Here is a 24767-nt window from a genome sequence, read left to right as displayed (position 1 = left end):
AAATTCGTTCCTTTTTTTATTCTTCTCTATATTTATCCTCAAAAATCTCCTTTTTTCTGCACTTTTGAAGAAAAACCAACATTTTTTCAAATTTCTTGTAAAATTGTAACCTTTTTATATGTAAAGATATGCTAAAATGATACGAGCTATATGCTAAATAACGATGCGAAGGTGATAATCTATATGAAAAAAATCTTGTCTATTTTACTATTGCTTGTATTGTCAATTTCTTCCTTAAGAGTAACAACATCCCATGCGGAAGAAAAAATACATATTGAGGCGGCTGCTGCACTTTTATTTGATGCAGATACAGGAAAAATACTTCACGAGCAAAATCCAGATGAATTGCTAGCTATTGCTAGTATGTCAAAATTAATTGTTGTTTACGCTGTTTTAGAAGCAATTAAAGAAGGAAAAATCACATGGGATACGAAAGTAAATATTTCTGATTACGCTTATGAAGTCTCTCGTAATAATGAATTCTCTAATGTACCGTTCGAAAAAGGACGTCAATATACTGTAAAAGAATTATATCATTCTATTGTTATATTCTCTGCAAATGGATCTAGTATTGCTTTAGCAGAACTTCTTGCAGGAAGTGAGAAAAACTTCTTAAATCTTGCAAATGAACATGCTAAAAAGCTAGGATTAAAGAAATATAAATTTGTAAACGCTACTGGCTTAAATAACGCTGACTTAAAAGGAAAACATCCTGAGGGTACTGATCCAAATGCAGAAAACTCTATGTCAGCTCGTGATATGGGTATGCTTTCAAAAGCAATCATTACAAAGTATCCAGAAATGCTAGAGGATACAAAACAAAGATTTAGAAACTTCCCAGACAATCACCCAAAACCAATTCGTATGGAAAACTGGAATTGGATGTTACCAGGAGCTGCTTTCGCTTATGAAGGTACTGATGGTTTAAAAACCGGAAGTTCTGATACAGCTGGATACGGATTTACCATTACTGCTAAACGTGGTGATGTACGTCTTATCTCGGTTATTATTAAAACAAAATCAATGGATGAACGTTTCACGGAATCTCGTGAATTAATCGAATATGGATTTAATAACTTTGAAAAACAAAAACTAAAAGTTAATAAAAACAATACAATCTCTGTAGTAAAAGGGAAAGAAGACCAAGTAACTGTTGCACCCGAAAAAGAAATAACAGTAATTGCGAAAAAAGGTAGCAAAGAGCCTTATAAAATTGGAACTGAATTAGATAAATCTCTTTCTGAAGATGGACATTTAGTTGCCCCTATTAAGAAAGATACCAAAGTAGGCTCAATTACTTTAGAATCAACTGATAAATATGCTTTCTTAGACGGTAGTAAAAGTATGAAAGTTACTGCAAAAACGACAGAAGAAGTTGAAAAAGCAAATTGGTTTGTGTTAACAATGCGCTCTATTGGTGATTTCTTCTCAAACTTATGGTCTAAAGTTTTTTAATAAAAAAGCTGGCTCACGCTAGCTTTTTTTATTTTCCACTCTCAATGTAAAACTTCCTTTGGTTGTCATATCTGAGTCCTTTTTCTCATACGTATGAACTAGTAATTGTTACACACTTCATCTAGAGATAAAGTAAAACTTTAATCAGTGGGGGAATCCCCCGCTGATTATTAGTTGAACCAATCGGGCGTTTACGGGCAGTTTGATCTCCCATCTAATTTCTTTACTTCAACCAAATTTTAGGGCAGGAGTCTTACTGCCCGTTAATGCGGGATAAACCTCTTTCCACAAGGTATTCCAAAAAGAGAGGTGACACATAATGGGCGTTATCGCGTATAACGAAGCAGATGTAAAGCTATTAGCTAGACTGATGCGTGCTGAAGCCGAAGGAGAAGGGCAACAAGGTATGTTAATGGTCGGAAATGTTGGGGTAAATCGTGTCCGGGGAAATTGTTTAGATTTTAAAAAAATACGTAATTTACGTCAAATGGTTTATCAAAATCCTGGTGGTTTTGAGGCAACGCAAAAAGGATATTTTTATCAACGTGCAAGAGAACAGGATATCGCTTTAGCAAGGCGAACGATTCAAGGACAACGTTTTTGGCCTGCAAATTTTGCCTTATGGTTTTTTAGACCTGAAGGCCCTTGTCCACCAACTTGGTATAATCAACAAAACTCTGGTCGCTTCAAAAAGCACTGCTTCTTCCAGCCATCTGGCGAGGATTGTCCTAGCGTATATTAAGGATTGATAATGAGGAGGGATTTTTGAATGGCACAGCAACAAAACCCGTATTATGGAACAGGATTTTATCAACCATCTGGAACTTATGTACAACCGCAACAAATGACTGCTGGACAGCAACAACAACAGCAAGCGATGCAACAACAAGCAGCTCAAGCTGCGCAAGCCCAATATGCAATTTCTCAAGGCATGTTACCTCTAGAACAATCCTATATTGAAAACATCCTTCGCTTAAACAAGGGCAAGCAAGCTACAGTTGTAATGACTTATGAGCGCGGTAGCTCGCTCGGTACACAATCGTATACAGGTATTATCGAAGCTGCTGGTCGTGATCATATTGTAATTAGTGAACCACAATCAGGGAAACGTTATTTACTATTAATGATTTACTTAGATTATGTAGAATTCCCAGAAGAAATTACGTATTTACCTAGTCAACAAGCAACTTATGCTCCAAGACCATAAAAAAAAGCTGGCATATGCCAGCTTTTGTTCTTTATAACCCTTTTACAACTGCAGTTCCAACTAAGATCCACGCCACGATAAACGCTACACCACCAAGAGGTGTAATTGGACCAAAAAACTTAATCCCTGTTGTGCTTAACGCATACAGACTACCTGAGAACATAATAATCCCAGCTACCATAAGCCAACCAGCAGTAGTTAAAAGTGATGATTGAATCTTATCCATCAATAATGCAACTACGAATAGCCCAACTGCATGGAACATTTGATATGTAACACCTGTTTTCCAAACTTCTAACATTTTTGCAGAAATTTTATTTTCTAAACCGTGTGCTCCAAACGCTCCTAACGCAACAGATAGCCCCGCTGCAATACAACCTAGTAAAAAGAAAATTTTCATCTTAATTCCCCTTTTTTACCTTTATCATAAGCAATTTTTACATATAAGCCAAACGATTTATCTCCTAAAAATCAAATAAAGAATTACCGTTTGCATCACTTTCTTTTATATATACTGGCTCATCAGAAATCGGTGCGATTGGTTGCATCGTTATTGGTTGTGATCCGATGATTTGTGATTGAATTTGTGGCTCTCTATACGTAGAAGATTCCACCTGTTCATCTAGTAGTAAATCACATAAAGCACGCACAACTAACAAATGCTCTTTTGATTTTTGCCCTTCACTGCTTTTTGCCTTTGCAATTTCATTCGCCATTTTATTTAAAATTTTACCACTTGATATTTGCATTCCTTGTCACCTCTTACTTTGTAGTTCTTTCTCAAATTGCCCCAGTTTCTCTACTGAACCAAATACTATTATCATATCATGTTCTTGCAGTTTTTCCTGCCCTGCTGGATTATGTATAATATCCCCATTTCTTGAAATCGCTAATATTGTTACATCAAACTGATTCCTTACATTACTCTCTAGTAACGATTTACCAACTAATATTGAATCTTTTCCAACTAGAATTTCTTCAATGACAAATGACTGTTCTATTCCATACAACACTGTATCAATATAATGAACGGTTAATGGATTTGCAATACCTTTTGCGATATGAATACCTGCCATACTAGATGGATTAATAACCTTATTTGCACCGGCACGCCTTAATTTCTCTTCAGTTTCTGGCTTTTCAGATCTCGCCACAATTTTAATCGTATCGTTTAACCCTCTTGCTGTTAATGTAATAAATACATTTTCGGCATCATTTGCAACAATAGCAACTAAACCAGCTGCTTTTAAAATTCCGGCATTATGTAATACTTGATCTTCCGTTGCATCTCCATGTACAAATAAAAGCTTTTCCTGCCCCAATATACTTTCATCTTTATCAACAACGACAAATGGAATATTCTTTTCTTGCAATTCATGTACAACTTGAAGCCCCACTCTACCGCAACCACATACTATAATATGATTTTTCAACTGCGCTATTTGTTTATCCATCTTCTTCCTCCGTACTGCATGAAATAAATTCCCTTCAATAATCATAGCTGCCACTACCCCAATTGCATACGTAACAATACCTACGCCAACAGGAATAATAAGGAGCGCAAATACTTTCCCCGCTTGCGTTACAGGAACGGCATCTCCGTATCCAACAGTCAATACAGTAATCATTGTCATCCAAAATGCTTGAAACAAACTAATCTCTTCAATCGTCATAAATCCTATCGTTCCTAGAATTACAACAAAAGTCATACATATAACTGCTATCCATAATTGCTTACGTGCATTCATACCTTGTTTCAACTCTTTTCTCTATCTACAATCTTTGCCAGTGGAAATAAAATACGTATATACTAGATACGGAATCTATGAAAGAGGTTGATATAATGAAGACATTTCTTTCCGCCTTACAATGGGCACTATTTATTTTAGCTGGAAGCCTTATTGTACCAATTAGTGTCGCAACTAGTTATGGTCTTGATGGTGCTGAAGCTATCGCATTCGTACAAAGAACGTTATTTGTTCTAGGCTTTGCTGGTCTCTTGCAAGCTATATTTGGGCATAAACTTCCTATTCAAGAAGGTCCTGCTGGCCTTTGGTGGGGAATTTTCTCCCTTTATGCGAGTTTAGGCGTCGTATTATTTGGATCAAGCAATGAGACACTTAAAGTTCTTCAATATGCTTTCTTATTAAGCGGTATTATTTGTATTATTCTTAGCGTTTTTGGACTTATTGATAAACTCGTTCGCTATTTTACACCGACAGTCATTGGAACGTATTTATTTCTTCTTGTCGCGCAGCTTAGTGGCTCCTTCTTAAGGGGAATGTTTGGCCTTAATGGAAAACATACAGAAGTACAACCTAACGTATTTATTCTTTCACTCATTGTTATTTTACTATCCTTTTTCATCATGAAGCTACCTATTATTGGACAATATTCCGTTCTTTTCAGTATCGTATGCGGCTGGATATTATTCGCATGTTTCGGATTATCTAATCCAATAACACCAGTGACAGACATAATCCGTTTTCCATCCTTATTTGTTTTCGGAATGCCTCGTGTTGAATGGAACATGGTAATTACGGTCATTTTCGTTACACTCTTACTTCTAACAAATATGTTAGCAAGTATTCGCGTTGTACAAAAGGTTGTCTCTAAATATGAAGAAAACGCTGCATCAGATCGTTTTAAACAAGCTGGCATTATAACAGGAATCAACCAATTGCTAGGCGGCCTATTTTCAGCTATTGGGCCTGTCGCTATTTCTGGATCAGCAGGTTTTATTGCAACGACTAATATTTATAAACGTCTCCCGTTTATATTAGGGTCAAGCTTTATTATTGTCGTTAGTATATTTCCAAAGATTACTTCATTCTTTGCAGCAATCCCTGTTGCAGTTGGTTATGCCGCTATTTATCCTGTATTCGCAAGCATGATTGGTCTCGCCTTTCGAGAATACGAAACTGTCCAGGATAAAGAACGATTATTTAAAGTAGCCGGTCTTTCAATCTTTACAGGAGTCGGAGTTATGTTTGTTCCAGCAGGAGCATATTCCACACTTCCACCATTTCTAGCATCGTTTTTAAGTAATGGTCTCGTTCTTGGATCTGTAATGGCAATCTTGCTAGAAATACTATTTTCTCGTTCCGCTGCAAAACAAATATCTTAAATTGGAAAACTTCCATTATTGCACTCTACCTTTAGAGTTGTTACGATAAAATCAAACTTTAATCATTGGGGTTTTATTCTTCCCCAATGATTATTAACCAATATTATGAGCAACAACTCATAATAATTTATCTACTTCTTTTCAAAGAGGTTTGATGTCTTACTATTATTCCTCAACATCTTCATGAACATGTATTTTGATTTCAATTAAAGAAAGGAATTTTCTATATGACTTATAAAATGATTGTTTTAGATTTAGATGATACTTTATTACGTGATGACCATACTATTTCACCTCGCACGAAAGAAGCTCTAATGACTGCGCAAGAGCAAGGAGTAAAAGTGGTACTTGCTTCCGGACGTCCAACATTCGGTATGCGCAATGTAGCCAAAGAACTTCGTTTAGAAGAATACGGCAGTTTCATTCTATCTTTTAATGGTGCAAAAATTATTAACTGTAAAACAAACGAAGAAATCTTTAGTAGTACGCTATCTCCTGAAATCGTTCACAACCTATTTGAAATTAGTCAAACTGAAGATGTATGGATTCATACTTATATGGGCGATGATATCGTAACGGAAGAAAATAATCCTTATACTGAAATTGAGGGCGATATTACCGGTATGCCAATTGTTGTAGTAGATGACTTTAAAGACGCAGTTAAAGAGCCTGTAGTAAAAGTATTAATGAATAAAGAGGCTGAGCGCCTTGTTGAAGTTGAAAAGAAACTACAAAAACAACTAGAAGGCCAATTAAGCGTGATGCGTTCGAAACCATTCTTCTTAGAGTTTACAGAAGCCGGTGTTACAAAGGGAACGAGCTTAAACAAACTGATCCAAAAGCTTGGCATTAAGCGTGAAGAAGTTATCGCAATGGGCGATAGCTATAACGACCAAGCAATGATTGAATTTGCTGGTCTTGGCGTTGCAATGGGCAATGCACCTGATGATATTAAAGAAATTGCAAACTACGTAACAGATACAAATATGAATGATGGTGTTGCAAAAGTTGTAGAGAAATTCGTTTTAAAAACGGATGTACTTGTTTAATATTTTCACTCACAAAACCTATTTGAAGTCAAATACTTCAAATAGGTTTTTATTTAAATTCTCATGCTTTTGTGACTATATTTTGAACTTTGCACTATTCTCGTAGTGTAAACTTTCTTTTTGTATATAATGAAACAAAATAGACTATTTTATTTTGAAAAAGAATACAAATTTACTATATACAAGCATACGTTAAAGGAGGCTACTTTATGTTATCTACACCAATCGGACGATTAAGAGCAATTGGACTAGTTGAGGGTATTTCTTTTCTATTACTATTATTTGTAGCAATGCCATTAAAATATTTCGCAGGATTTGCAACAGCTGTTAAAATTACAGGCATGGCTCATGGTGTTCTATTTATTCTATTCATCTTTGCAGTAATTCAAGTAACAATCGTACACCGTAAATCAATTTTATGGGCACTTGGAGCATTTGTTTCATCAGTTATCCCATTTGGTACTTTTGTACTAGATGCAAAATTAAAGAACGAGCAACAATGATAATAAAAAGGTAGTTAACCACTGTTAACTACCTTTTCTATTTATAAATTTGGAATTTCCCAATCAATTTCTCTTTCACCCATATTAGCTAAAATCGTATTTACTTTAGAATATGGCTTACTACCAAAGAAACCACGTCTTGCCGATAATGGGCTTGGATGTACAGATTCGATAATATGATGATTCGGATTCGTAATTAACTTCTTCTTCGCCTGCGCATGGCGCCCCCACAATATGAAAATAACTGGCTTTTCACGTTCGTTCAACAGTTCAATTACACGATCTGTGAAGTGCTCCCATCCTTTTCCCTTATGAGAATTTGCTTCGCCTTGACGAACTGTTAATACGGTATTTAGTAATAATACTCCTTGTTCCGCCCATTTTACTAAATAACCATTATTCGGGATTTCATAACCATATTCATCTCGAAGTTCTTTATACATATTTAACAATGACGGTGGTGTTTTAACACCAGGTTGCACAGAAAAGCTTAAACCATGCGCTTGATTCGGTCCATGATATGGATCTTGTCCTAAAATAACAACCTTTGTATTTTCATAACTTGTATACTGAAGAGCGTTAAAAATATCTTCTACCTTCGGATAAACAACATGCGTGCTGTATTCTTCTGTCAAAAAACTGGATAGAGTAAGATAATACTCTTTCTCGAATTCTGGTGCCAATAATGGCTCCCAATCATTCTTTAAAACATTTTCCATACTGTCACTTCCTGTCTAATTAATTCACCATATCCTGTCTTGTAAATACTACGAACGAAATAACAAGAGAAACAACTGCCCAAACAGTTAAATTCATCAAAGAAAATCCCATCGATAAACCTTGTAATGCAGGTAATTTTCCTGATAAATAATCCGTTAATGATAAATTCACACTAAAAATATATTTGGCGCCTTCCCAAGATGTTGCGAACGAGCTTAAAATACCGCCTGCAATTAATGCAGCTAGCATAACGCCCATACCAGCTGGTGTATTACGAATTAAAACAGAGACCATAAATGATATAGTTCCGACAACGATAGCAACAAACCAGGCTAGTCCATACGCCATTAAGATGTATTGCCACTGCGGAATAAGATGTACAAAGTTCGTATTTAACGTTTCCTTATCAATGACAAATCCTGTTAAAACAGGTAAATTCCATCCCGAGTACCCAAATACAAGCCCTGATAATATGTAAGCAAACAAACCTACAAGAAACAGTATGAGCGAAATGAAAAATAACATCGTCACGTATTTACTAAGGAGTATTTTCCAGCGCCGAATCGGCCGCGTAAGTAACATCTTCATCGTCCCATCACTTCGTTCTCCTGAAACGATATCAATGGCGACAATCATTACGAGAAGCGGAATAAATAATGTAATTCCTTGTTCAATAAATGCCCTGACAAAAGTCGGTGCACCCGGTGCCATCGGATTAATATCATGATCTAAATAATATTGTTGTTGCTCAACTCTTACCTTTAACCAATCACGCCATTCTTCTGGCAACCTAGAATTGTTCAACCGGTTCTGAGAATCAACAATTTGCTGTTGCAATGAAACCTTCCAATCAGTTGTACCGAGTCTTTTTTGTGTCGTTTCTATTTCACGATACTGCGCATACACAAAAAGCGGGATCAAGATTGCTAAAATAAGCATGACAACAAAAATACGTTTCTTACGGTAAATCTTTTCTGATTCATTTAAAACTAGATTCGCAAATTCACGCATGCTGCTCACCCCTTGTGAGTTCAATAAATAAATCTTCTAGCGTAAATACAAGCTCCTTAACGCTATGTACATCTATTTCATTTGCGACAAAGTATTTATTCCAACTACTTATAGATGCAATATCCATGCGGCATAGTAATCGATCGCCTTCTACACTCACTTCCCTTACTTCTTCGGCCGCTTCTAGCATATCTTTCGCCTTAGAAATCGGTGTAACAATCCATTCTACACGATCACTTGCTGTTTTAATTAATTCTTCAACCTTGGCAACTGTTATCATCTTTCCTTTATGAATAATAGCAACGCGATCGCATATCATTTGCACTTCACTTAGCAAGTGGCTTGAAATAAACACGCTCATATTTTCTTCTTTTACAAGCTTATGTATAAATTCCCTAAGTTCTCTAATCCCTGCTGGATCTAAACCATTCGTTGGTTCATCTAATATGAGCAATTTCGGATTTCCAAGGAGCGCCTGCGCAATTCCAAGGCGTTGTTTCATACCAAGTGAGTACGTTTTTACCTTGTCATGAATTCTTTCATCTAAATGAACCATTTCAGCAATTTCAATAATACGTTCATCTGATATATCACCTAACATACGAGCAAATTGCTTTAAATTTTCCCATCCCGTTAAATATGTATACAACTCTGGGTTTTCAACGATACTCCCAATTTGACGCATCGCTTCTCTGAAATTTTCCTTAATCGAATAACCACCGATAGAAATCGTACCTTCTGTCGCCTTAATCAATCCGACTAACATTCGAATGGTAGTCGTCTTTCCAGCACCATTTGGTCCTAAGAACCCGAACACTTCTCCTTGCTTTACATCAAAGGAAATATTCTCTACAAGAGTCTTCTTTCCAATTACCTTCTTCAAGTCTCGTACGGAAAGTATCGTCGTCATTTTACCCCTCCTTGTTCTAGTTTTAATTTACTTACAACATTTTGAACTAAACGTTCTGCCATATACGTATAACCTACTTCGTTCGGATGAAAATGATCAGAGTATAATAAATCTTTCCCGCGGTTTTGGAATAAATCAAATGTCGGTGTAATATACACATTTTTATTGTTTAGCGCTAATTTCTCTAAAGATGCATTCCAGTCCACAACAATGTTTGAAGACCCTTTTAAATCTTCTACATCTTCAAAAGGATTGTATAAACCAAGCCAAAAAATCGGACTATCTGTATTTAATTTACGAATTTCTTCTATAATTTTCTTTGCTTCATTTTGAAACGTCTCTGTGTCAGGACGATACGTCTCTAAATCTATTTTCCCAAGTGATTCCCAGCCTGGGAACAAATCATTTCCACCAATCGTTAACACAATTACATCTGCTTGCTTAATTGAATATTGAGCGCCATTACTTTCAATTTGTTTTAATAAATCGGGCATTTTTGCACCACTAACTGCTAAATTTGTTAATGCAATTTTTTGCTTATAATCTTTTTGTAAATCCTCTTTCATTCGCCCAACATAGCCAATTCCTTCTTTATCACCAACGCCACGCGTTAATGAATCACCTAAACTAACGATTTGTAACGTTCCCGTTTTCTTTTTCTCTTTTGCCACTACATCGGTCTTTTTAATTAAATTTGAAGCTTTCGGATTTAATACATCATTTACACCTGAAACAAAGCCATATGCAAATAAACAGAAAGATGCAATTGTAATGAGTAGAATTACTTTTACTACTTTTGATCTCATATCAAAACCCCTTTTAGCCCTCATAGATTGTCCATAATTATACCAAACGAAATTTTGAAAAGCGATTTTCACACCTTCTCAATTATGTCGTTTCTCTATCTATTAACTCTGGTAATAACTCTATATGCTTCACATCTAATTTCTCTTCATTAATCTTTTCATATAATAATTCAAACGCTTTTACTCCAACGTTTTTACTAGAATGCGAAATCGTCGTTATACCCAATATATCTGCCACCTCTTGATCATCACACCCGATAATCGTAATATCCTCTGGAATACGAATTCCTTGTTTTTTTGCTTCTGTAACCATTCCCGCTGCAATATGGTTACAAGATACAAGGAACGCTGTCGGTTTTACTGACATATGAGCCCATTCTCTAATTACATTGCGTCCATCTTCCACTGTAAAACAACCCTCAAATTTCCAGGTCTCTAACGGTGTTACGATACTCTGTTGAAGCGAATCTTCATACGCCTTCTTTCGTCTTTGGCTATTAACACTATTACTTCTTCCAATACAATATCCAATACGTGTATGACCGGCATCTATTAAGCTTTTCATCCCACGTGAAAATACTTTGTAGTAATCGATATGTACACTTGAAATGCATTTTGAATCTATTTCTTCACACATAACAATCGGGCCGAATTTCGTATATTCTTCAAGCTTCTCCTTACTATTTGTCCGAGAACAAATAATAACCCCATCAAGCTTTTTCATTTTTAACATATTCAAAATTTCTAGTTCTCTTTCTTCACTATAATTCGTCTGGCAAAGCATCATATTATAATTATTCTTTGCTGTCTCTTTTGATATCCCCTCGATAATAGCGCTATAATATTGATCATTTACGTGTGGCAATAAAACGCCAATTACATTCGTTTTTCCTTTCACTAAATGAATTGCATTCACGTTTTGCGTGTAATTTAATTCTTCTATAATCGCTAAAATTTCTTTTCGTTTCTGTTCATTTACGTACGGATGATTATTTAGTACACGTGAAACAGTTGAAACAGATACTCCAGCAAGTTCAGCAATCTTTCTTATATTTGTCATCTCATTTTCCCCTTCTCACAAAAATTCTTCCTTGACCTGGTAAGCCTTCCACAATATATCCTTTCCTAGCAAATACATTTAGAAAGGATATACAACTATGCTTCGATTCAAATTAGAATATATATTTTTCATTGGCGGTTTACTCATTCTTGCCATCGGTATTAATATGATGACGACAATTACTTCCTTTGGACTTAGCCCTTATGATTCCTTCTTTATTGCACTATATCAAAATTTTGGGATAAGTATTGGTTTTTGGATTTTCATGATTAACTTTGCCTTTACACTTATCGTACTCTTTTGGAATAGAAAACAAATTACAATCGGTACAATTGTAACGATGGTTCTTATTTCTCTTTTTGTTGATTGGATTGGTTCCATTACAACTATTATGGACGCTATCCGCTCTCTTCCAAAATATATAACACTTATTTGCGGAAATCTATTCGTTGGAGCTGGAATTGGTCTTTACGTTTCTACAAACCTTTGTGCAGCGCCTCAAGAAGCTTTCGTTTTAACGGTTGCCGAGAAGAAAAAATGGACGTTTAGAAGAACAGAGATTTCATTAGCCTTTTTATTTTTAACGTTAAGCTTTTTATTAGATGGACCTATCTATTTTGGAACAATCATCTTATCCTTTACAACAGGCTGGATTATCCAAGCATTTATTCAAGTTGGTACGCAGATTTTAAATAGAAAAGAGCCTATTAAGCAAGCTGCTTAATAGGCTCTTTCTGTTTTATGGTAAGAGATACTACTTAGCATCCCCTTCAATTCGATAGTTCGCTTTCAAACAATCGATTTCTTCATACCCTTGCAACGTATGTAGAATATAATCATAATCAGCAAGAGACGCACGATGCGTTACAATTACAATTTCAGCCTTTCCTTTCTCTTCAAGCGGCATTTGAATAATCTTTTCAAAGCTAACGCCGCGCTCAGAGAACAATGAAGTAATTTTTGCAAATACACCAATTTCGTCTTTTACATGCAGTCTTAAAAACTTTTTCACGACAATTTCGTCTGGCTCTTTTAATACTTTTTGATATTGTGGGACTACAGCACTATTTCCTGTTACTCCTAATCTAATGTTTTGCATTACAGCTACTAAATCAGAAACAACAGCGGTTGCTGTCGGTAAGCTTCCTGCACCTGGTCCATAAAACATCGTTTCTCCAACTGCTTCACCATACACATATACAGCGTTATATTCGTTTTGCACGGCCGCAAGAGGATGTGTATTTGGAAGTAAAGTCGGTTCAACTGTAACCTCTAATTTTTCACCATCTCGCTTCGCAAGACCGATTAATTTAATTGTGTATCCTAAACTCTTACTGTATTCAATATCTTCTTCTGTAATAGAAGTAATCCCTTTTACCTTCACATCTCCAAGCTCTACATTTGTAGAGAAACCAAGGGTAGCCAAAATTGTCATTTTTCTTGCTGCATCTAAACCTTCTACATCTGATGTTGGATCCGCTTCTGCAAATCCAAGTTGCTGGGCTTCTTTTAACACGTCGTTATATGCTCTCCCTTCATCTGACATTTTCGTCAAAATAAAATTAGTCGTTCCATTTACAATTCCCATTACTTTCGTAATAAGATCTGAAGAAAGTCCTTCTACGATACTTCGTAAAATTGGAATCCCTCCGGCTACACTTGCTTCATAAAACAAATCTGCTTTATTATCTTTTGCTACCGCTAGTAGTTCCGCCCCGTGCAACGCCATTAAATCTTTATTCGCAGTCACAACGTGCTTCCCACTTTGTAAAGCTTGCAGAATATATGCTTTTGCATCATCAATGCCACCCATTACTTCGATGACAACGTCAATATTTGGATTATCTAAAATTTCATGTGCATCTTGTGTTAATAGAGTAGAGGGTACCTCTACTTCTCTCTCTTTTTCAATATTTTGCACTAGTACTTTCGTTACTTTCACAGGACAACCTACTTGGTGTATAAGTCGCTCTTGATGATCCGTAATGATACGAACTACACCGCTACCAACCGTCCCAAGACCTAATAAACCAACTTGAATTTCTTTCATAATACTGTCCACCCCTCAAAAATTGTGTTTAGATGAAATTATATGAGTAAAAAATCTGAAAAACAATGTTTTTCGAACATTCGGAATAATATAGATTAACCTTTACAAAGAAAACGTTGCCACGTGTGACACAATCTTTTTTATAATACATAAGGGGTTTCTTGATACACGTAATAATTCAGCCAATTAGAGAATAATAGATTCCCATGGCTCCTCCACCGTACAAGCGGCTTCTCATTTGGATTATTATGTTTAAAATAGTTTTTCGGCACATCAATATTTAACCCTTTTTGGCGGTCCCGTTCGTATTCTTGTTTTAACGTATCACAACTATATTCACTATGCCCAAGCGCAAACACTTGCCTTCCTTCTGGTCCAATAACAAGGTGAACACCTGCCTCTTCAGAGTTTGCTAACAATGTTAATTCTTTCACTCCTCTAATATCATTCTCTCGTACTTCTGTATGACGAGAATGCGGAGCAAAAAACAATTCATCAAATCCTTGTAATAATTTCACATGTTGCTCGCAAACTTCATGTTCAAATACACCAAACATTTTTTCCTTAAGAGGATACTTTGGAACGCCATAATGATGATACAAACCAGCCTGTGCTCCCCAGCAAATATGAAGCGTAGATGTTACATTCGTTTTTGAATACTCCATAATACGTTTAAGCTCTTCCCAATAATCTACCTCTTCAAAAGAAAGGGTTTCAACTGGTGCTCCTGTAATAATGAGTCCATCAAATTTCTCATTCTCAATATCACGGAATGTTTTATAAAAACTTGTTAAATGTTCCTGTGCTACATTACGGGACAGATGTGATTCCATATGAAGTAAATGAACAGCTAATTGCAATGGTGTATTTCCAATTAAACGAAGTAATTGCGCTTCTGTTTCTTGCTTTGTAGGCATTAAATTTAATATAGCAATTTTCAATGCCCGGATATCTTGTGTTTCTGCTCGCTCTTTTGTCATTACAAAAATATTTTCCTCCTGCAATACTTTGCGAGCTGGTAAATCTTTATCAATTATGATCGGCATGTTGTTTGCCTCCGACTAGCGCTGCTTCTAAATCTGCAATAATATCAGAAACATCTTCTATACCAACCGATAAACGAATTAAATCAGATGTAACACCAGCTAAACGCTGATCTTCAGCATTTAATTGTCTATGCGTCGTACTAGCAGGATGTATAACGCAAGTTCGTGCATCAGCTACGTGCGTTACAAGAGTTGCTAGTTTTACATTTGCGATAAATTCCTTTGCTGCTTCTAATCCGCCTTTAATACCGAAAGTTAAAACACCACTAGCACCTTTTTTCAAGTACTGTTGTGCTAATGAGTAATTTTCATTACTATCTAAGCCTGGATAATTCACCCATTCAATACGTTCATGATTAGCAAGCCACTTAGCAACTGCAAGAGCATTTTCACTATGACGTTCCATTCGTAAATGCAATGTTTCTAAGCCAATATTGCTAATATATGCATTGAATGGGCTCATACAATTTCCATAATCTCTTAATAACTGAACACGCGCTTTCACAATATACGCTGCTGCACCAAAGTTTTGAACGTAACTTACACCGTGATAACTTGGATCTGGTTCAACAAGTTCAGGATACTTCCCATTTGTCCAATCAAAGTTTCCACCGTCAATTACAATACCGCCTAAGGAGCTCGCATGCCCATCGATATATTTAGTCGTAGAATGAACAATAATATTTGCCCCATGTTCAAACGCCTGGCATAAATAAGGAGTTGCTAATGTATTATCAACGATAAAAGGTACCTCTAATTCTTTAGCGGCAGCTGAAAATTCTTTAAAATTTAAAACATTCATCGCTGGATTTCCTAACGATTCTGCATAGATAAGTTTCGTCTTATCATTAGCAAGCGCCGTAATTTCATCTGCCGTTAAATTTGGATTAAAGAACGTAACATCAATGCCCAGTTTACGCAAACTCACTCCAAATAAATTAAACGTTCCCCCGTAAACCGTTGACGAACAAAGTAAATGATCCCCACTACTACAAATATTTAAAACTGCGAGCATAATAGCTGCTTGCCCAGAAGCCGTTGCAACAGCTCCTACACCGCCTTCTAAATCTGATAACTTCTGCTCAAATGCGGCTAGAGTAGGGTTTCCAATACGCGTATAAATATATCCTTCTGCCTCTAAGTTAAATAGAGCTGCTAAATCATCCGAAGTATCGTATTTATACGTTGTGCTTTGATAAAGTGGTAAAACACGTGGTTCACCATTCTTTGGCGTATAGCCACCTTGCACACAAATTGTTCCTTTTCCCCATGATTCTCCCATCTCTCATTCTCCTTTCTTTTATACAAAATAAAAAACTGCCCCTTTCCTGAAAACAAGAAAGGAGCAGTTTGAAAACACGCTCTAAAGGCTCTTTCTTATCTCTCAGGATTACTACCTGCAGGATTTGGCACAATTCCGTTATACGGCTGTTGCCAAGGTTTCATCGGGCCTGTCCCTCCACCTTTTCTTGATAAGACTATGCAATTACCGTTGATTTTATAGCAATAATTTCCTAATGTCAAACAGTTTTTCTGAATGTTCTAAAATAAATGTTAACAGTTTCATATAAAGCAACAAAAGAAATATATTCTAGTCTATTTCAAAAAAGACCTTTAAAAACCTCAAATCAGTCTATAAAATTAAATAAGTAATTTAACCTATAAATTCAAATTCCCCAAAAGTTAGCCTATATGTTGAATAGGCCATTTTCTCAAAAAGATACTATATATATTCAATCCATTTTCCACTAGTATATTTCACTTTTCCCCTACTAAGATTTACATAACGGAGGTATAATATGACAAATAAAAAAGATATGCATTACATACTTGCTCTATATGGCATTATTCTAGGATCTATAGTAGGAGCTACAGTCTGGTTATTTTTAGTCACAATAAATATTGGAATCCACTTTATTTGGGGATACTTGCCTGAAGTTCTCTCTTTTCCCTCTTATTACACCCTTTGCGTAACAATAATCGGCGGGGTCCTTGTTGGTCTATCACAAAAACATTTCGGTACATACCCACGCCTTATGCCTGAAGTGATGGCTGAATATAAAAAAACTGGTCGAATCGAATATCGCTTTGTCCATCGGGCTACTTTAACGGCGATTATTGTTTTAATTTTCGGTGCTAGTCTTGGTCCAGAAGCCGCACTAGTTGGAATTATAGGCGGACTGTGCACATGGGTAGGGGATCGCTTTAAATTTGCCTTAAAGGGTATGAATGAGCTAACCGAGATCGGAATTGGTGCTACTTTAAGTGTCATTTTTAACGCACCATTATTCGGTTATTTAGCACCAAATGAAAATGAGGGGGAACAAATTGCTGCTTTTTCTAAAGGAAAAAAAGCGATTGTATACTTGGCTACTACTTTCGCAGGTTTTTCTGTTTATTTACTACTGAGTAAACTTGATAATCGCGGATCCTTTATTGTTGATTTCGGGGAAGGTGCACTTTCTTTCAATGAATGGATTGCATTTCTTCCACTTGCTAGTATCGGTGCTATAGTTGGTTTCTTTTATTTCAAGTTAGAATTCACATTAGAAAAGTTAATTCACCCTTTTAGAGAATACAAGCTGACACTCGGAATTATCGGTGGTATTTTATTAGGAATTGTGGGAACCTTTCTTCCGTACACATTATTTTCAGGGGAACATCAATTAAAAGAATTAGTTGTTGAATGGAGCCATTTATCTTTTTGGATACTACTTCTTTCAGGGATTTTAAAGTTGTGCAGTACTGCCGTTTGTTTGAACACAGGGTGGCGGGGTGGACATATCTTCCCAATTATATTTTCTGGGTCAAGTATCGGATACGCTATAGCATCTATTCTTCCTATAGATCCAGTAGCATCTGTTGCCATCGTAACAACAGCAATTTCAAGCTATGCGTTACGAAAGCCAATAGCTATAACATTACTATTACTTATGTTTTTCCCGCTTAATTTACTATTGCCCATGCTTGGTGCAGCTGCTATCGGGAATGCCTTTCCACTCCCAAAACATAACGAAAATAAAAATTAATAAAAATAGGCAGTGGGGACGAAAGCTCCACTGTCTATTTTTTTATTACACATGCTGCTTTAATAACGCTTCTAACTCCTCAAAATTATGCACTTCATATGTCGGTATAATCCCACTATCATTTAACTTCCTTTCTGGATTAAACCAACAAGTATCAATTCCCGCTACATATCCACCTTTAATATCCGCGCTTAATGAATCCCCAATAATCAGCCCTTCTTCAGGTGCAAAGTTAGGAATCCGTTCAAAAACATAATCAAAATACTCTTTCATCGGTTTTTGAAAACCTGTATCTTCCGAAACAAAGACATCTTTAAATAATGAATGTAACCCTGCATTACGCAAACGTTTATCTTGCGTCTTAGAAACACCATTTGTCACTATATACAATTCATACTCCCCTTGAATTTGATTTATAAATTCAAACGCACCTTGCATGAGTTGATTTCCTTCTTCTAAGTAGTTACGATAATTATTTTCGAATAATATTCCATTTACTTCTTCTCCATACTCTTTAAACAACAGAGAGAATCGTGTATTTACAACTTCATTGCGTGATAGTTCACCTTTTTCAAAAGCATCCCAAAGACCTTTATTTATTTTTTTATAACGAGTCTCTATCTCGTCTGTTAAAGGGATTCCCTTCTCTTCAAAAAGTACCCGTAAAGCCACTTTTTCAGCCTTTTGGAAGTCTAGTAATGTATCATCTACATCAAATAACAATGTTTTATATTTTTTCATAAATTCATCACACTCTCTTTTCTACAAAAACAAATTTACATAAATCGTATCATTCCTTCTTGTAAAGATAATAGGAGATATCTCATACTATAAATAGGGGTGAAAATATGAAAATCAGCAAAAATGAGGAAGAAATTTATCAATACATGCGAATCCATCAATTCCATACCCTATTTTCATTTCATGTCTTGCCATATGTAGAGCTGCATTCTTTTCAAACGAAAGAGATGATATGTAGCGAAGGAAATGCTCTTCCTTATCTCTATTACTTAATTTCTGGGAGAGCCAAAATATATATGAGTCATAAAAACGGGAAGGTTTCATTAATTAATTTTATTCAAGCACCATCTTTTATCGGGGAATTAGGATTAATAGGAGTAGAAAATATTACTAAGTCCGTTGAAGTACTAGAAGACTGTGTGTGTTTGGCACTTCCTCTTAAAGATTGTCAGCAACTTTTATTACAAGATGCAACGTTTTTACAGCACTTATGTAAATTTATTGGAGAAAAGACAATTACTCGCACTGAAAATTACGCAAAAAACTATAGTTATCCTTTTGAAAATCGATTAGCTGCTTTTATTTTATTAACAGAGCAAAATAATTGTTATATAGAAAAGCATACCGAGGCCTCGGAATATTTAAATGTCAGCTACCGTCATCTTTTATATGTATTAAATCAGTTTTGCCAACAAAATTATTTAAGAAAAGAAGGCCGAACATATTATATACAAGATCGAAATACATTAGAAAAGCTTGCTGATGAACTAAAAATATAAAAAAACAGCATTAACATGTAAACATTAATGCTGTTTTTTCGAGTGACGATTATAATTTTAATTAAAATTTACTTGCTACTTTAGCTGCTTCTTCAAGACCTGCAGCAATAATTTCTTCTGCTTTATCTGGGAATTGGTTATGTCCTTCAATAACTACTGTTTCCATGTTTGTTGCGCCGAAGAAGCCCATCATACTTGCTACATATTTAACAGCCATTTCTACCTCAGCTGCTGGACCTTCTGAATATACGCCGCCTCTTGCATTTAATAATGCAATCTTCTTATCTCCAATTAGGCCAACTGGACCCTCTGGCGTATATTTGAACGTTTTACCAGCACGGTTTAAATAATCAATATATGTGTGCAATACTGCTGGAATCGTTAAGTTCCATAATGGGAAGCCGAAAACAACTTTATCAGCTTCTAGGAATTGATTTAAATACTTATCAGCAACTGCTACTGCTTTTGCTTCTTCTTCTGTTAAATCAAATCCTTTACCTACCTTGAATGTACCATTGATCATGTCTACGCCTACGTATGGTAATTCTTCTTTATATAAATCAAGTTCTACTACTGTATCATTTGGGTGTGCTTCTTTATAGTTTGCTAAAAATGCCTCATATAATTTTACACTAACTGCTTGTTCCGCTGGACGGTTATTTGCTTTAACGAATAAAACTGTTGCCATTATTTATTCCTCCTAGTACTCACTCTTATGTTGTTATATGCTTTCAAAAAAGGTATCCCTTGTAATTGTTGTTTTGTTGCTTACAAACATATTTTATCTTTATATAAAGACAATTTCGTCCTCACATAGACGTATTTTTCCATAAAAAAAGTCCACCTTCTAAAGGCGAACTTGGTCTTACGACTTTCGTCTTATACAATTCCATTTTTAACTGCATATAATGCCGCTTGCGTACGATCAGATAAATTCAACTTACTCAAAATACTACTTACATGCGCCTTAACCGTCTTTTCTGTAATAACTAAAACAGATGCAATTTCCTTATTGCTCATCCCTTTCGCTAATAGCTGCAATACTTCATTTTCTCTCGCTGTTAGCACATCCACTTGAATAGAAGATTCTTCTTCCTTTTCTTCTACAGGTAATGTTTGAGAGAGAAGAGCATTTGCTATATCCGGATGTAATTGAATATTACCTTTATATGCGCTTCGAATAGCCTCAACAAGCTGATCTGGTTCTACATCTTTTAAAATATACCCACTTGCTCCAGCCCTTAATGCAGGTAACACATGCGCCTGATCAGAAAAGCTAGTTAATACAATTACTTTCACATTTGGATACTCTTTTTTTATATATGCCGTCGCCTCAACACCATCCATTTCAGGCATATATAAATCCATTAATATAACATCAGGATTTGTTTCTCCTACTTTCACTAACGCTTCTTTCCCATTATTCGCTTCTCCAACTAACTCTAAATCTTCCTGTGTACTTAAGAAAAATGCTAATCCTTTTAAAACGACTGTATGATCATCAACTAACAATACTTTTATTTTCACAAACTTCCCTCATTTTCACATCATAATGGTACATTTACTTTTACGCTCGTTCGTTTATTACTACTTACAATTTTAATTGTTCCACCAACTAATTCTACTCTTTCACGCATCGTAGTCATACCTAGTGATTTCTTTTCTTTTATATTCTTTTCCACAAAGCCCTTTCCTTGATCAACTATTTCTAATGATACATTTTTCTCATTCACTGTAAAATAAATCGTCGCTTCTTTTACACCTGCATGCTTACTTACATTGTTCAGTGCTTCTTGGCCTATGCGCCACAAAGCTTCTTCTACTACACGAGGTAAATCACGAACACCCGTAACTTGCTCCCTAATTTTCAGTCCCAAATTTTCACCGTACTGCTTTAGAGCTGGCAATAATCCTTTTTCTAATCCTGCCGGACGAAGCTGCCAAATTAATGTCCTCATTTCTTTCAAAGCTCCTTGCGCAAGTTCACGCATCTCATGCAAAGATTGATCTACCTTTTCATTTTTACCTTTTAAAACTGCCTCGGCGCCTTTTGTCATGAAGGTTAATGAAAATAATTTTTGCGAAACAGAATCATGTAAATCTCTTGCTAACCGATTTCTTTCTTCCATTCGTACAAGTTCACGGCGCTGCTCGTTTAACCTCAAATTCTCTATTATTAACGAAACATGGTTCGATAATGCTTGAATTACATCTATTGTATTAGCATCAAACTCTCCATTATTCAAACTAACACATAAAACACCAAATATATGGTTTTGAATATGTATTGGTGTAGCAATAACAGCTCGATTTAGATGTACATTATGTCCTATTTGATGTTTTATTAGAACTGGTTCATCTTGTTCTAACGCCTTCTTGGCCGCCTCTTTTACATCCTCTTGTAACTCTTCCTGAACGTAAGACGCTCGCAGAGATAATTCTTTTTCCTCCCTAATAAAAAGCGCTACTTGATTCCATTGAAATACTTCACCTACGTGATTTACCACCTTTTCAGGTAGTACATTAAACTTATGAATCATTTTTAAATCTTGAATGAAACGCTCTAATTTCACATAATAATGTGCTCTTCTCTTTTCATTTTCATATAATTTTGTTCGCTTTAAAGCCGTACCAATTTGGAAGGCAACCGATTGGAGTAATACTAATTCTTCTTCTGAAAAATGTGTTTTACCCGGACTTGCAACATTTAACACCCCAAATTTTTCTCCCCCAGCTTTTAAAGGAACCGTAGCATGATGAAGAATGCCCTCCGTATCCCCCCAATTATATTCAATTGCATTATTAATTCTTTTACATTCAATAATATTAACGGCTCTCTCTAATTTTCCATCTACAAAACCTCGTAAACACCAACATTCACCTTCGCACATCGGGCGTTTATTTTTATATGTAAGTGCCTCTGGTAATTGATAATCAATTAACTTCGTATACTTCCCATTTTCATCCGCAAGAAAAATCCATCCTGTCGTTAAACCTGTTACACTTAGCAATTTCTCGAGGACAGCTTGCAATACATGATATGTATCATTTGATGTATTTAATGTTTCTGCAATTTCCTTTAATATAACTAATTCATTTGTACGATTATCTCGAAACATACTCAGTCTCCTGCATACAAGATTTTAAATAGCTCTTAAAATAAATCATCTACTTTTCACTTTGTACTTATTCGTAACATTGATATAATGGTGAAAACATAGTTTTCATTATATCACTTGAGGGGGCTTTCATAATGACATTAAATAAAGCACTTACTATCGCTGGTTCTGACACAAGTGGCGGTGCTGGTATACAAGCAGATTTAAAAACATTCCAAGAACTTGGCGTATACGGAATGACATCTCTTACAACAATCGTAACGATGGATCCACATAACGGTTGGGCACATAACGTATTTCCAATCCCAGCTTCTACATTAAAACCACAATTAGAAACAACAATTGAAGGTGTTGGCGTAGATGCTTTAAAAACAGGTATGCTTGGATCGGTAGAAATTATTGAAATGGTTGCAGAAACAATCGAAAAGCACAATTTCAAAAATGTAGTAGTTGACCCTGTTATGGTATGTAAAGGTGCAGATGAAGCATTACACCCTGAAACGAACGATTGTTTACGTGACGTTCTTGTGCCAAAGGCATTAGTTGTAACGCCAAACTTATTTGAAGCTTACCAATTAAGTGGTGTGAAAATTAATTCTCTTGAGGACATGAAAGAAGCAGCGAAGAAAATCCACGCTTTAGGTGCCAAATACGTACTAATTAAAGGCGGAAGTAAACTTGGTACAGAAACTGCAATCGACGTCCTATATGATGGAGAAACATTCGATCTTTTAGAATCAGAAAAAATTGATACTACAAATACACACGGTGCAGGTTGCACATATTCTGCTGCAATTACAGCAGAACTTGCAAAAGGAAAACCTGTGAAAGAAGCAGTAAAAACTGCTAAAGAATTCATCACAGCTGCTATTCGTTACTCATTCAAAATTAACGAATACGTAGGTCCAACTCACCATGGTGCATATCGTAAATTCATTGTATCAAAAGAACTTGTCTAATATATAAATAAAAACACTCACAAGGTTCATACATTGCCTCTGTGAGTGTTTTTTATAAGCTTTATGTCTTCCGGTCATCTTATCTTTAAGATGCAGAGCTGACCTTATTTCTACCATTTCGTTTCGAGTAGTATAACGCATCATCCGCCGCTTGAATAAATTGCTCTGATGCCCCTTCATACTCTGAAACCCCTACCGAAACTGTAATTTTTATTTTTGTTCCATCTAACAATTCAAATGAATGTTTTTCAACAGCTATACGAGTTTGTTCCCCAACATGAATTCCATAAGCTATTCCTTTCCTTGGTATCAAAAGCGCAAACTCCTCTCCACCCTTTCGAAAAACCAAATCCGGAAATGCTGACATTTCTCGCAAAATATGCCCTACTTGTTTTAACACTTCGTCTCCCGCTGGGTGCCCATACGTATCATTTACATGCTTAAAATGGTCAATATCTATAAGTAGTAAACAAAGTGAATCATTTTTCAAGTGTTTATTACTAATATGACGATTCATCTCTAAATCAAACTGTCTTACGTTTCCTAGACCTGTCAATGCATCTATCGTTGCGTATTGCTTCATCGTTTGAAATAGCTCATTGGATTGTAAAACATAATTTGCACTTATGAATGTTATGTAACCTGTAATAATACTAGAAATTAAATATAATCCCACTATGTGGATCTCTTTAATTAACCATATATATAACGCTGGGATTAGAATAGATAAAATATATGCGTGTAACCATACCCACTTTTCCCCTAAAGAAAGCTTCATACGCGAAATAAAGATACTCCCTATTCCTATCGCAATGATTGTATAAAAGGCCACTTGAGAAGCTAATGAATAATCCATAAACAACAGTCTAGTTACTAAAATCATAATAATTGTTATGGTACTCGCTATCGGCCCTCCAATAATAACAGCTAGAATAACAGCTAAGTAGCGTAAATCCAATAGGATGGTACCAACACGAACACCGAAATACATTAGTAATATACCTAGTATCCCAGTAAAAATGCCTACTACACATTTCTGCCCAAAAGAGAATCCTTCTTTTAACGGCTTATCTCTTAAAAGCTGACCTCCAACAAAAATAAAGGAAAGAATAATTGTTGTATTTACAAATAAGTCCTTTAACATAAAATGATCTCCTTACTTTTCTATCTATCCCTTTCCTTACTTTATTGTATAC

Annotated in this window: 26 protein-coding genes and 1 riboswitch; of the genes, 10 read left to right on the top strand and 16 right to left on the bottom strand. The window is 35.7% G+C overall.

Annotation, left to right across the window (positions count from 1 at the left end):
* Nucleotides 1-183 precede the first annotated feature (183 nt).
* From ACS2QP_RS18580 to gerQ, 3 genes are all read left to right on the top strand, one after another.
* Nucleotides 184-1455, top strand: a complete 1272-nt coding sequence (locus ACS2QP_RS18580; protein ID WP_332284130.1) for a serine hydrolase — start codon at nt 184-186, stop codon at nt 1453-1455.
* Between the two features lie 319 nt (nt 1456-1774).
* Nucleotides 1775-2197, top strand: a complete 423-nt coding sequence (gene cwlJ, locus ACS2QP_RS18575) for a cell wall hydrolase CwlJ (RefSeq protein WP_000538153.1) — start codon at nt 1775-1777, stop codon at nt 2195-2197.
* A gap of 27 nt (nt 2198-2224) precedes the next feature.
* Nucleotides 2225-2662: a spore coat protein GerQ gene (gene gerQ, locus ACS2QP_RS18570; RefSeq protein WP_000068638.1), complete on the top strand. Its 438-nt coding sequence runs from the start codon at nt 2225-2227 to the stop codon at nt 2660-2662.
* Between the two features lie 31 nt (nt 2663-2693).
* Here the strand turns inward: gerQ and ACS2QP_RS18565 are convergent, their stop codons facing one another.
* The 3 genes from ACS2QP_RS18565 to ACS2QP_RS18555 all read right to left on the bottom strand — a co-directional run bounded on the left by ACS2QP_RS18565 (nt 2694) and on the right by ACS2QP_RS18555 (nt 4410).
* A complete protein-coding gene (locus tag ACS2QP_RS18565; RefSeq protein ID WP_000688320.1) occupies nt 2694-3062 on the bottom strand; it encodes a DUF423 domain-containing protein in 369 nt (122 codons plus the stop codon).
* Between the two features lie 64 nt (nt 3063-3126).
* Nucleotides 3127-3411, bottom strand: coding sequence for a YwdI family protein (locus tag ACS2QP_RS18560; RefSeq protein WP_048527997.1), 285 nt, complete (start codon nt 3409-3411; stop codon nt 3127-3129).
* A 6-nt stretch (nt 3412-3417) separates the two neighbouring features.
* Nucleotides 3418-4410 carry a potassium channel family protein gene (locus tag ACS2QP_RS18555; RefSeq protein ID WP_332284159.1) on the bottom strand — a complete coding sequence of 331 codons (993 nt, stop codon included), beginning with the start codon at nt 4408-4410 and terminating at the stop codon, nt 3418-3420.
* Nucleotides 4411-4505: 95 nt separating this feature from the next.
* Between ACS2QP_RS18555 and ACS2QP_RS18550 the strand changes: the two genes are divergently transcribed.
* The 3 genes from ACS2QP_RS18550 (at nt 4506) to ACS2QP_RS18540 (ending at nt 7341) form a co-directional block, all read left to right on the top strand.
* Nucleotides 4506-5789 (top strand): purine/pyrimidine permease, encoded by a 1284-nt coding sequence (locus ACS2QP_RS18550; protein ID WP_332284131.1) that lies wholly within the window; start codon nt 4506-4508, stop codon nt 5787-5789.
* Between the two features lie 227 nt (nt 5790-6016).
* Nucleotides 6017-6838, top strand: coding sequence for a Cof-type HAD-IIB family hydrolase (locus ACS2QP_RS18545; protein ID WP_063538218.1), 822 nt, complete (start codon nt 6017-6019; stop codon nt 6836-6838).
* A gap of 209 nt (nt 6839-7047) precedes the next feature.
* Nucleotides 7048-7341: a DUF3817 domain-containing protein gene (locus tag ACS2QP_RS18540; protein ID WP_000953396.1), complete on the top strand. Its 294-nt coding sequence runs from the start codon at nt 7048-7050 to the stop codon at nt 7339-7341.
* 41 nt (nt 7342-7382) lie between these two features.
* Here ACS2QP_RS18540 and ACS2QP_RS18535 read toward each other — a convergent pair whose 3' ends face one another.
* From ACS2QP_RS18535 to ACS2QP_RS18515, 5 genes are read right to left on the bottom strand one after another with little or no spacing between them, the layout of a single operon-like run.
* Nucleotides 7383-8060: a uracil-DNA glycosylase gene (locus tag ACS2QP_RS18535; protein ID WP_000432520.1), complete on the bottom strand. Its 678-nt coding sequence runs from the start codon at nt 8058-8060 to the stop codon at nt 7383-7385.
* 19 nt (nt 8061-8079) lie between these two features.
* Nucleotides 8080-9072, bottom strand: coding sequence for an ABC transporter permease subunit (locus tag ACS2QP_RS18530; protein WP_001206477.1), 993 nt, complete (start codon nt 9070-9072; stop codon nt 8080-8082).
* Complete coding sequence (locus ACS2QP_RS18525; protein ID WP_332284132.1) at nt 9065-9982, bottom strand: ABC transporter ATP-binding protein; 918 nt, start codon at nt 9980-9982, stop codon at nt 9065-9067. The genes ACS2QP_RS18530 and ACS2QP_RS18525 overlap by 8 nt, the downstream gene beginning before the upstream one ends.
* Nucleotides 9979-10860 (bottom strand): SGNH/GDSL hydrolase family protein, encoded by an 882-nt coding sequence (locus tag ACS2QP_RS18520; RefSeq protein ID WP_002184098.1) that lies wholly within the window; start codon nt 10858-10860, stop codon nt 9979-9981. Before ACS2QP_RS18520 ends, ACS2QP_RS18525 begins: the two co-directional genes overlap by 4 nt.
* 10 nt (nt 10861-10870) lie before the next feature.
* Entirely contained in the window at nt 10871-11848 is a 978-nt protein-coding gene (locus tag ACS2QP_RS18515; RefSeq protein WP_000181975.1) for a LacI family DNA-binding transcriptional regulator, read from the bottom strand.
* Nucleotides 11849-11945: 97 nt separating this feature from the next.
* On the opposite strand from ACS2QP_RS18515, the gene ACS2QP_RS18510 reads away from it, so the two are divergent.
* A complete protein-coding gene (locus tag ACS2QP_RS18510) occupies nt 11946-12572 on the top strand; it encodes a YczE/YyaS/YitT family protein (protein ID WP_000943416.1) in 627 nt (208 codons plus the stop codon).
* A 30-nt stretch (nt 12573-12602) separates the two neighbouring features.
* Here the strand turns inward: ACS2QP_RS18510 and ACS2QP_RS18505 are convergent, their stop codons facing one another.
* The 3 genes from ACS2QP_RS18505 to ACS2QP_RS18495 form a co-directional block, all read right to left on the bottom strand.
* Nucleotides 12603-13898 carry a homoserine dehydrogenase gene (locus ACS2QP_RS18505; protein WP_000659098.1) on the bottom strand — a complete coding sequence of 432 codons (1296 nt, stop codon included), beginning with the start codon at nt 13896-13898 and terminating at the stop codon, nt 12603-12605.
* Nucleotides 13899-14038: 140 nt separating this feature from the next.
* Entirely contained in the window at nt 14039-14944 is a 906-nt protein-coding gene (gene metA / locus ACS2QP_RS18500) for a homoserine O-acetyltransferase MetA (RefSeq protein WP_438882723.1), read from the bottom strand.
* Nucleotides 14928-16226, bottom strand: coding sequence for a bifunctional O-acetylhomoserine aminocarboxypropyltransferase/cysteine synthase (locus tag ACS2QP_RS18495; RefSeq protein WP_063538228.1), 1299 nt, complete (start codon nt 16224-16226; stop codon nt 14928-14930). The genes metA and ACS2QP_RS18495 overlap by 17 nt, the downstream gene beginning before the upstream one ends.
* A 92-nt stretch (nt 16227-16318) precedes the next feature.
* Nucleotides 16319-16423: riboswitch (SAM riboswitch) on the bottom strand.
* Nucleotides 16424-16743: 320 nt separating this feature from the next.
* Here ACS2QP_RS18495 and ACS2QP_RS18490 point away from each other — a divergent pair.
* Nucleotides 16744-17973, top strand: a complete 1230-nt coding sequence (locus tag ACS2QP_RS18490; protein WP_332284134.1) for a chloride channel protein — start codon at nt 16744-16746, stop codon at nt 17971-17973.
* Nucleotides 17974-18018: 45 nt separating this feature from the next.
* Here the strand turns inward: ACS2QP_RS18490 and ACS2QP_RS18485 are convergent, their stop codons facing one another.
* Nucleotides 18019-18714, bottom strand: coding sequence for a YjjG family noncanonical pyrimidine nucleotidase (locus tag ACS2QP_RS18485; protein ID WP_069604551.1), 696 nt, complete (start codon nt 18712-18714; stop codon nt 18019-18021).
* A 107-nt stretch (nt 18715-18821) separates the two neighbouring features.
* Between ACS2QP_RS18485 and ACS2QP_RS18480 the strand changes: the two genes are divergently transcribed.
* Nucleotides 18822-19493: a transcriptional regulator YeiL gene (locus ACS2QP_RS18480; protein WP_000703327.1), complete on the top strand. Its 672-nt coding sequence runs from the start codon at nt 18822-18824 to the stop codon at nt 19491-19493.
* 61 nt (nt 19494-19554) lie between these two features.
* Here the strand turns inward: ACS2QP_RS18480 and ACS2QP_RS18475 are convergent, their stop codons facing one another.
* The 3 genes from ACS2QP_RS18475 to ACS2QP_RS18465 all read right to left on the bottom strand — a co-directional run bounded on the left by ACS2QP_RS18475 (nt 19555) and on the right by ACS2QP_RS18465 (nt 22612).
* The gene (locus tag ACS2QP_RS18475; RefSeq protein ID WP_000246735.1) at nt 19555-20181 is read right to left on the bottom strand and encodes an FMN-dependent NADH-azoreductase; all 627 of its coding nucleotides are present in this window, start codon (nt 20179-20181) and stop codon (nt 19555-19557) included.
* Between the two features lie 191 nt (nt 20182-20372).
* Nucleotides 20373-21020, bottom strand: a complete 648-nt coding sequence (locus tag ACS2QP_RS18470) for a response regulator (RefSeq protein ID WP_000695801.1) — start codon at nt 21018-21020, stop codon at nt 20373-20375.
* Between the two features lie 20 nt (nt 21021-21040).
* Nucleotides 21041-22612: a GAF domain-containing sensor histidine kinase gene (locus ACS2QP_RS18465; protein ID WP_025687491.1), complete on the bottom strand. Its 1572-nt coding sequence runs from the start codon at nt 22610-22612 to the stop codon at nt 21041-21043.
* Between the two features lie 134 nt (nt 22613-22746).
* Between ACS2QP_RS18465 and pdxK the strand changes: the two genes are divergently transcribed.
* Complete coding sequence (gene pdxK, locus ACS2QP_RS18460) at nt 22747-23571, top strand: pyridoxine/pyridoxal/pyridoxamine kinase (protein ID WP_332284136.1); 825 nt, start codon at nt 22747-22749, stop codon at nt 23569-23571.
* 85 nt (nt 23572-23656) lie between these two features.
* On the opposite strand, the gene ACS2QP_RS18455 is transcribed toward pdxK, so the two are convergent.
* Entirely contained in the window at nt 23657-24715 is a 1059-nt protein-coding gene (locus tag ACS2QP_RS18455) for a GGDEF domain-containing protein (protein WP_000910190.1), read from the bottom strand.
* Nucleotides 24716-24767 lie beyond the last annotated feature (52 nt).

The organism is Bacillus cereus group sp. Bce019 (assembly GCF_051781745.1).
GTDB classification, from domain to species: Bacteria; Bacillota; Bacilli; order Bacillales; family Bacillaceae_G; genus Bacillus_A; species Bacillus_A cereus.
Note: the sequence above shows the minus strand (reverse complement) of the source record. Positions and strands in the feature narration are given on the sequence as shown.

Coding starts and splice junctions, on each gene's coding strand:
- ACS2QP_RS18580 (WP_332284130.1), top strand. CDS start 184: ATGAAAAAAATCTTGTCTATTTTACTATTGCTTGTATTGTCAATTTCT.
- cwlJ (WP_000538153.1), top strand. CDS start 1,775: ATGGGCGTTATCGCGTATAACGAAGCAGATGTAAAGCTATTAGCTAGA.
- gerQ (WP_000068638.1), top strand. CDS start 2,225: ATGGCACAGCAACAAAACCCGTATTATGGAACAGGATTTTATCAACCA.
- ACS2QP_RS18565 (WP_000688320.1), bottom strand. CDS start 3,062: ATGAAAATTTTCTTTTTACTAGGTTGTATTGCAGCGGGGCTATCTGTT.
- ACS2QP_RS18560 (WP_048527997.1), bottom strand. CDS start 3,411: ATGCAAATATCAAGTGGTAAAATTTTAAATAAAATGGCGAATGAAATT.
- ACS2QP_RS18555 (WP_332284159.1), bottom strand. CDS start 4,410: ATGAATGCACGTAAGCAATTATGGATAGCAGTTATATGTATGACTTTT.
- ACS2QP_RS18550 (WP_332284131.1), top strand. CDS start 4,506: ATGAAGACATTTCTTTCCGCCTTACAATGGGCACTATTTATTTTAGCT.
- ACS2QP_RS18545 (WP_063538218.1), top strand. CDS start 6,017: ATGACTTATAAAATGATTGTTTTAGATTTAGATGATACTTTATTACGT.
- ACS2QP_RS18540 (WP_000953396.1), top strand. CDS start 7,048: ATGTTATCTACACCAATCGGACGATTAAGAGCAATTGGACTAGTTGAG.
- ACS2QP_RS18535 (WP_000432520.1), bottom strand. CDS start 8,060: ATGGAAAATGTTTTAAAGAATGATTGGGAGCCATTATTGGCACCAGAA.
- ACS2QP_RS18530 (WP_001206477.1), bottom strand. CDS start 9,072: ATGCGTGAATTTGCGAATCTAGTTTTAAATGAATCAGAAAAGATTTAC.
- ACS2QP_RS18525 (WP_332284132.1), bottom strand. CDS start 9,982: ATGACGACGATACTTTCCGTACGAGACTTGAAGAAGGTAATTGGAAAG.
- ACS2QP_RS18515 (WP_000181975.1), bottom strand. CDS start 11,848: ATGACAAATATAAGAAAGATTGCTGAACTTGCTGGAGTATCTGTTTCA.
- ACS2QP_RS18510 (WP_000943416.1), top strand. CDS start 11,946: ATGCTTCGATTCAAATTAGAATATATATTTTTCATTGGCGGTTTACTC.
- ACS2QP_RS18505 (WP_000659098.1), bottom strand. CDS start 13,898: ATGAAAGAAATTCAAGTTGGTTTATTAGGTCTTGGGACGGTTGGTAGC.
- metA (WP_438882723.1), bottom strand. CDS start 14,944: ATGCCGATCATAATTGATAAAGATTTACCAGCTCGCAAAGTATTGCAG.
- ACS2QP_RS18495 (WP_063538228.1), bottom strand. CDS start 16,226: ATGGGAGAATCATGGGGAAAAGGAACAATTTGTGTGCAAGGTGGCTAT.
- ACS2QP_RS18490 (WP_332284134.1), top strand. CDS start 16,744: ATGACAAATAAAAAAGATATGCATTACATACTTGCTCTATATGGCATT.
- ACS2QP_RS18485 (WP_069604551.1), bottom strand. CDS start 18,714: ATGAAAAAATATAAAACATTGTTATTTGATGTAGATGATACATTACTA.
- ACS2QP_RS18480 (WP_000703327.1), top strand. CDS start 18,822: ATGAAAATCAGCAAAAATGAGGAAGAAATTTATCAATACATGCGAATC.
- ACS2QP_RS18475 (WP_000246735.1), bottom strand. CDS start 20,181: ATGGCAACAGTTTTATTCGTTAAAGCAAATAACCGTCCAGCGGAACAA.
- ACS2QP_RS18465 (WP_025687491.1), bottom strand. CDS start 22,612: ATGTTTCGAGATAATCGTACAAATGAATTAGTTATATTAAAGGAAATT.
- pdxK (WP_332284136.1), top strand. CDS start 22,747: ATGACATTAAATAAAGCACTTACTATCGCTGGTTCTGACACAAGTGGC.
- ACS2QP_RS18455 (WP_000910190.1), bottom strand. CDS start 24,715: ATGTTAAAGGACTTATTTGTAAATACAACAATTATTCTTTCCTTTATT.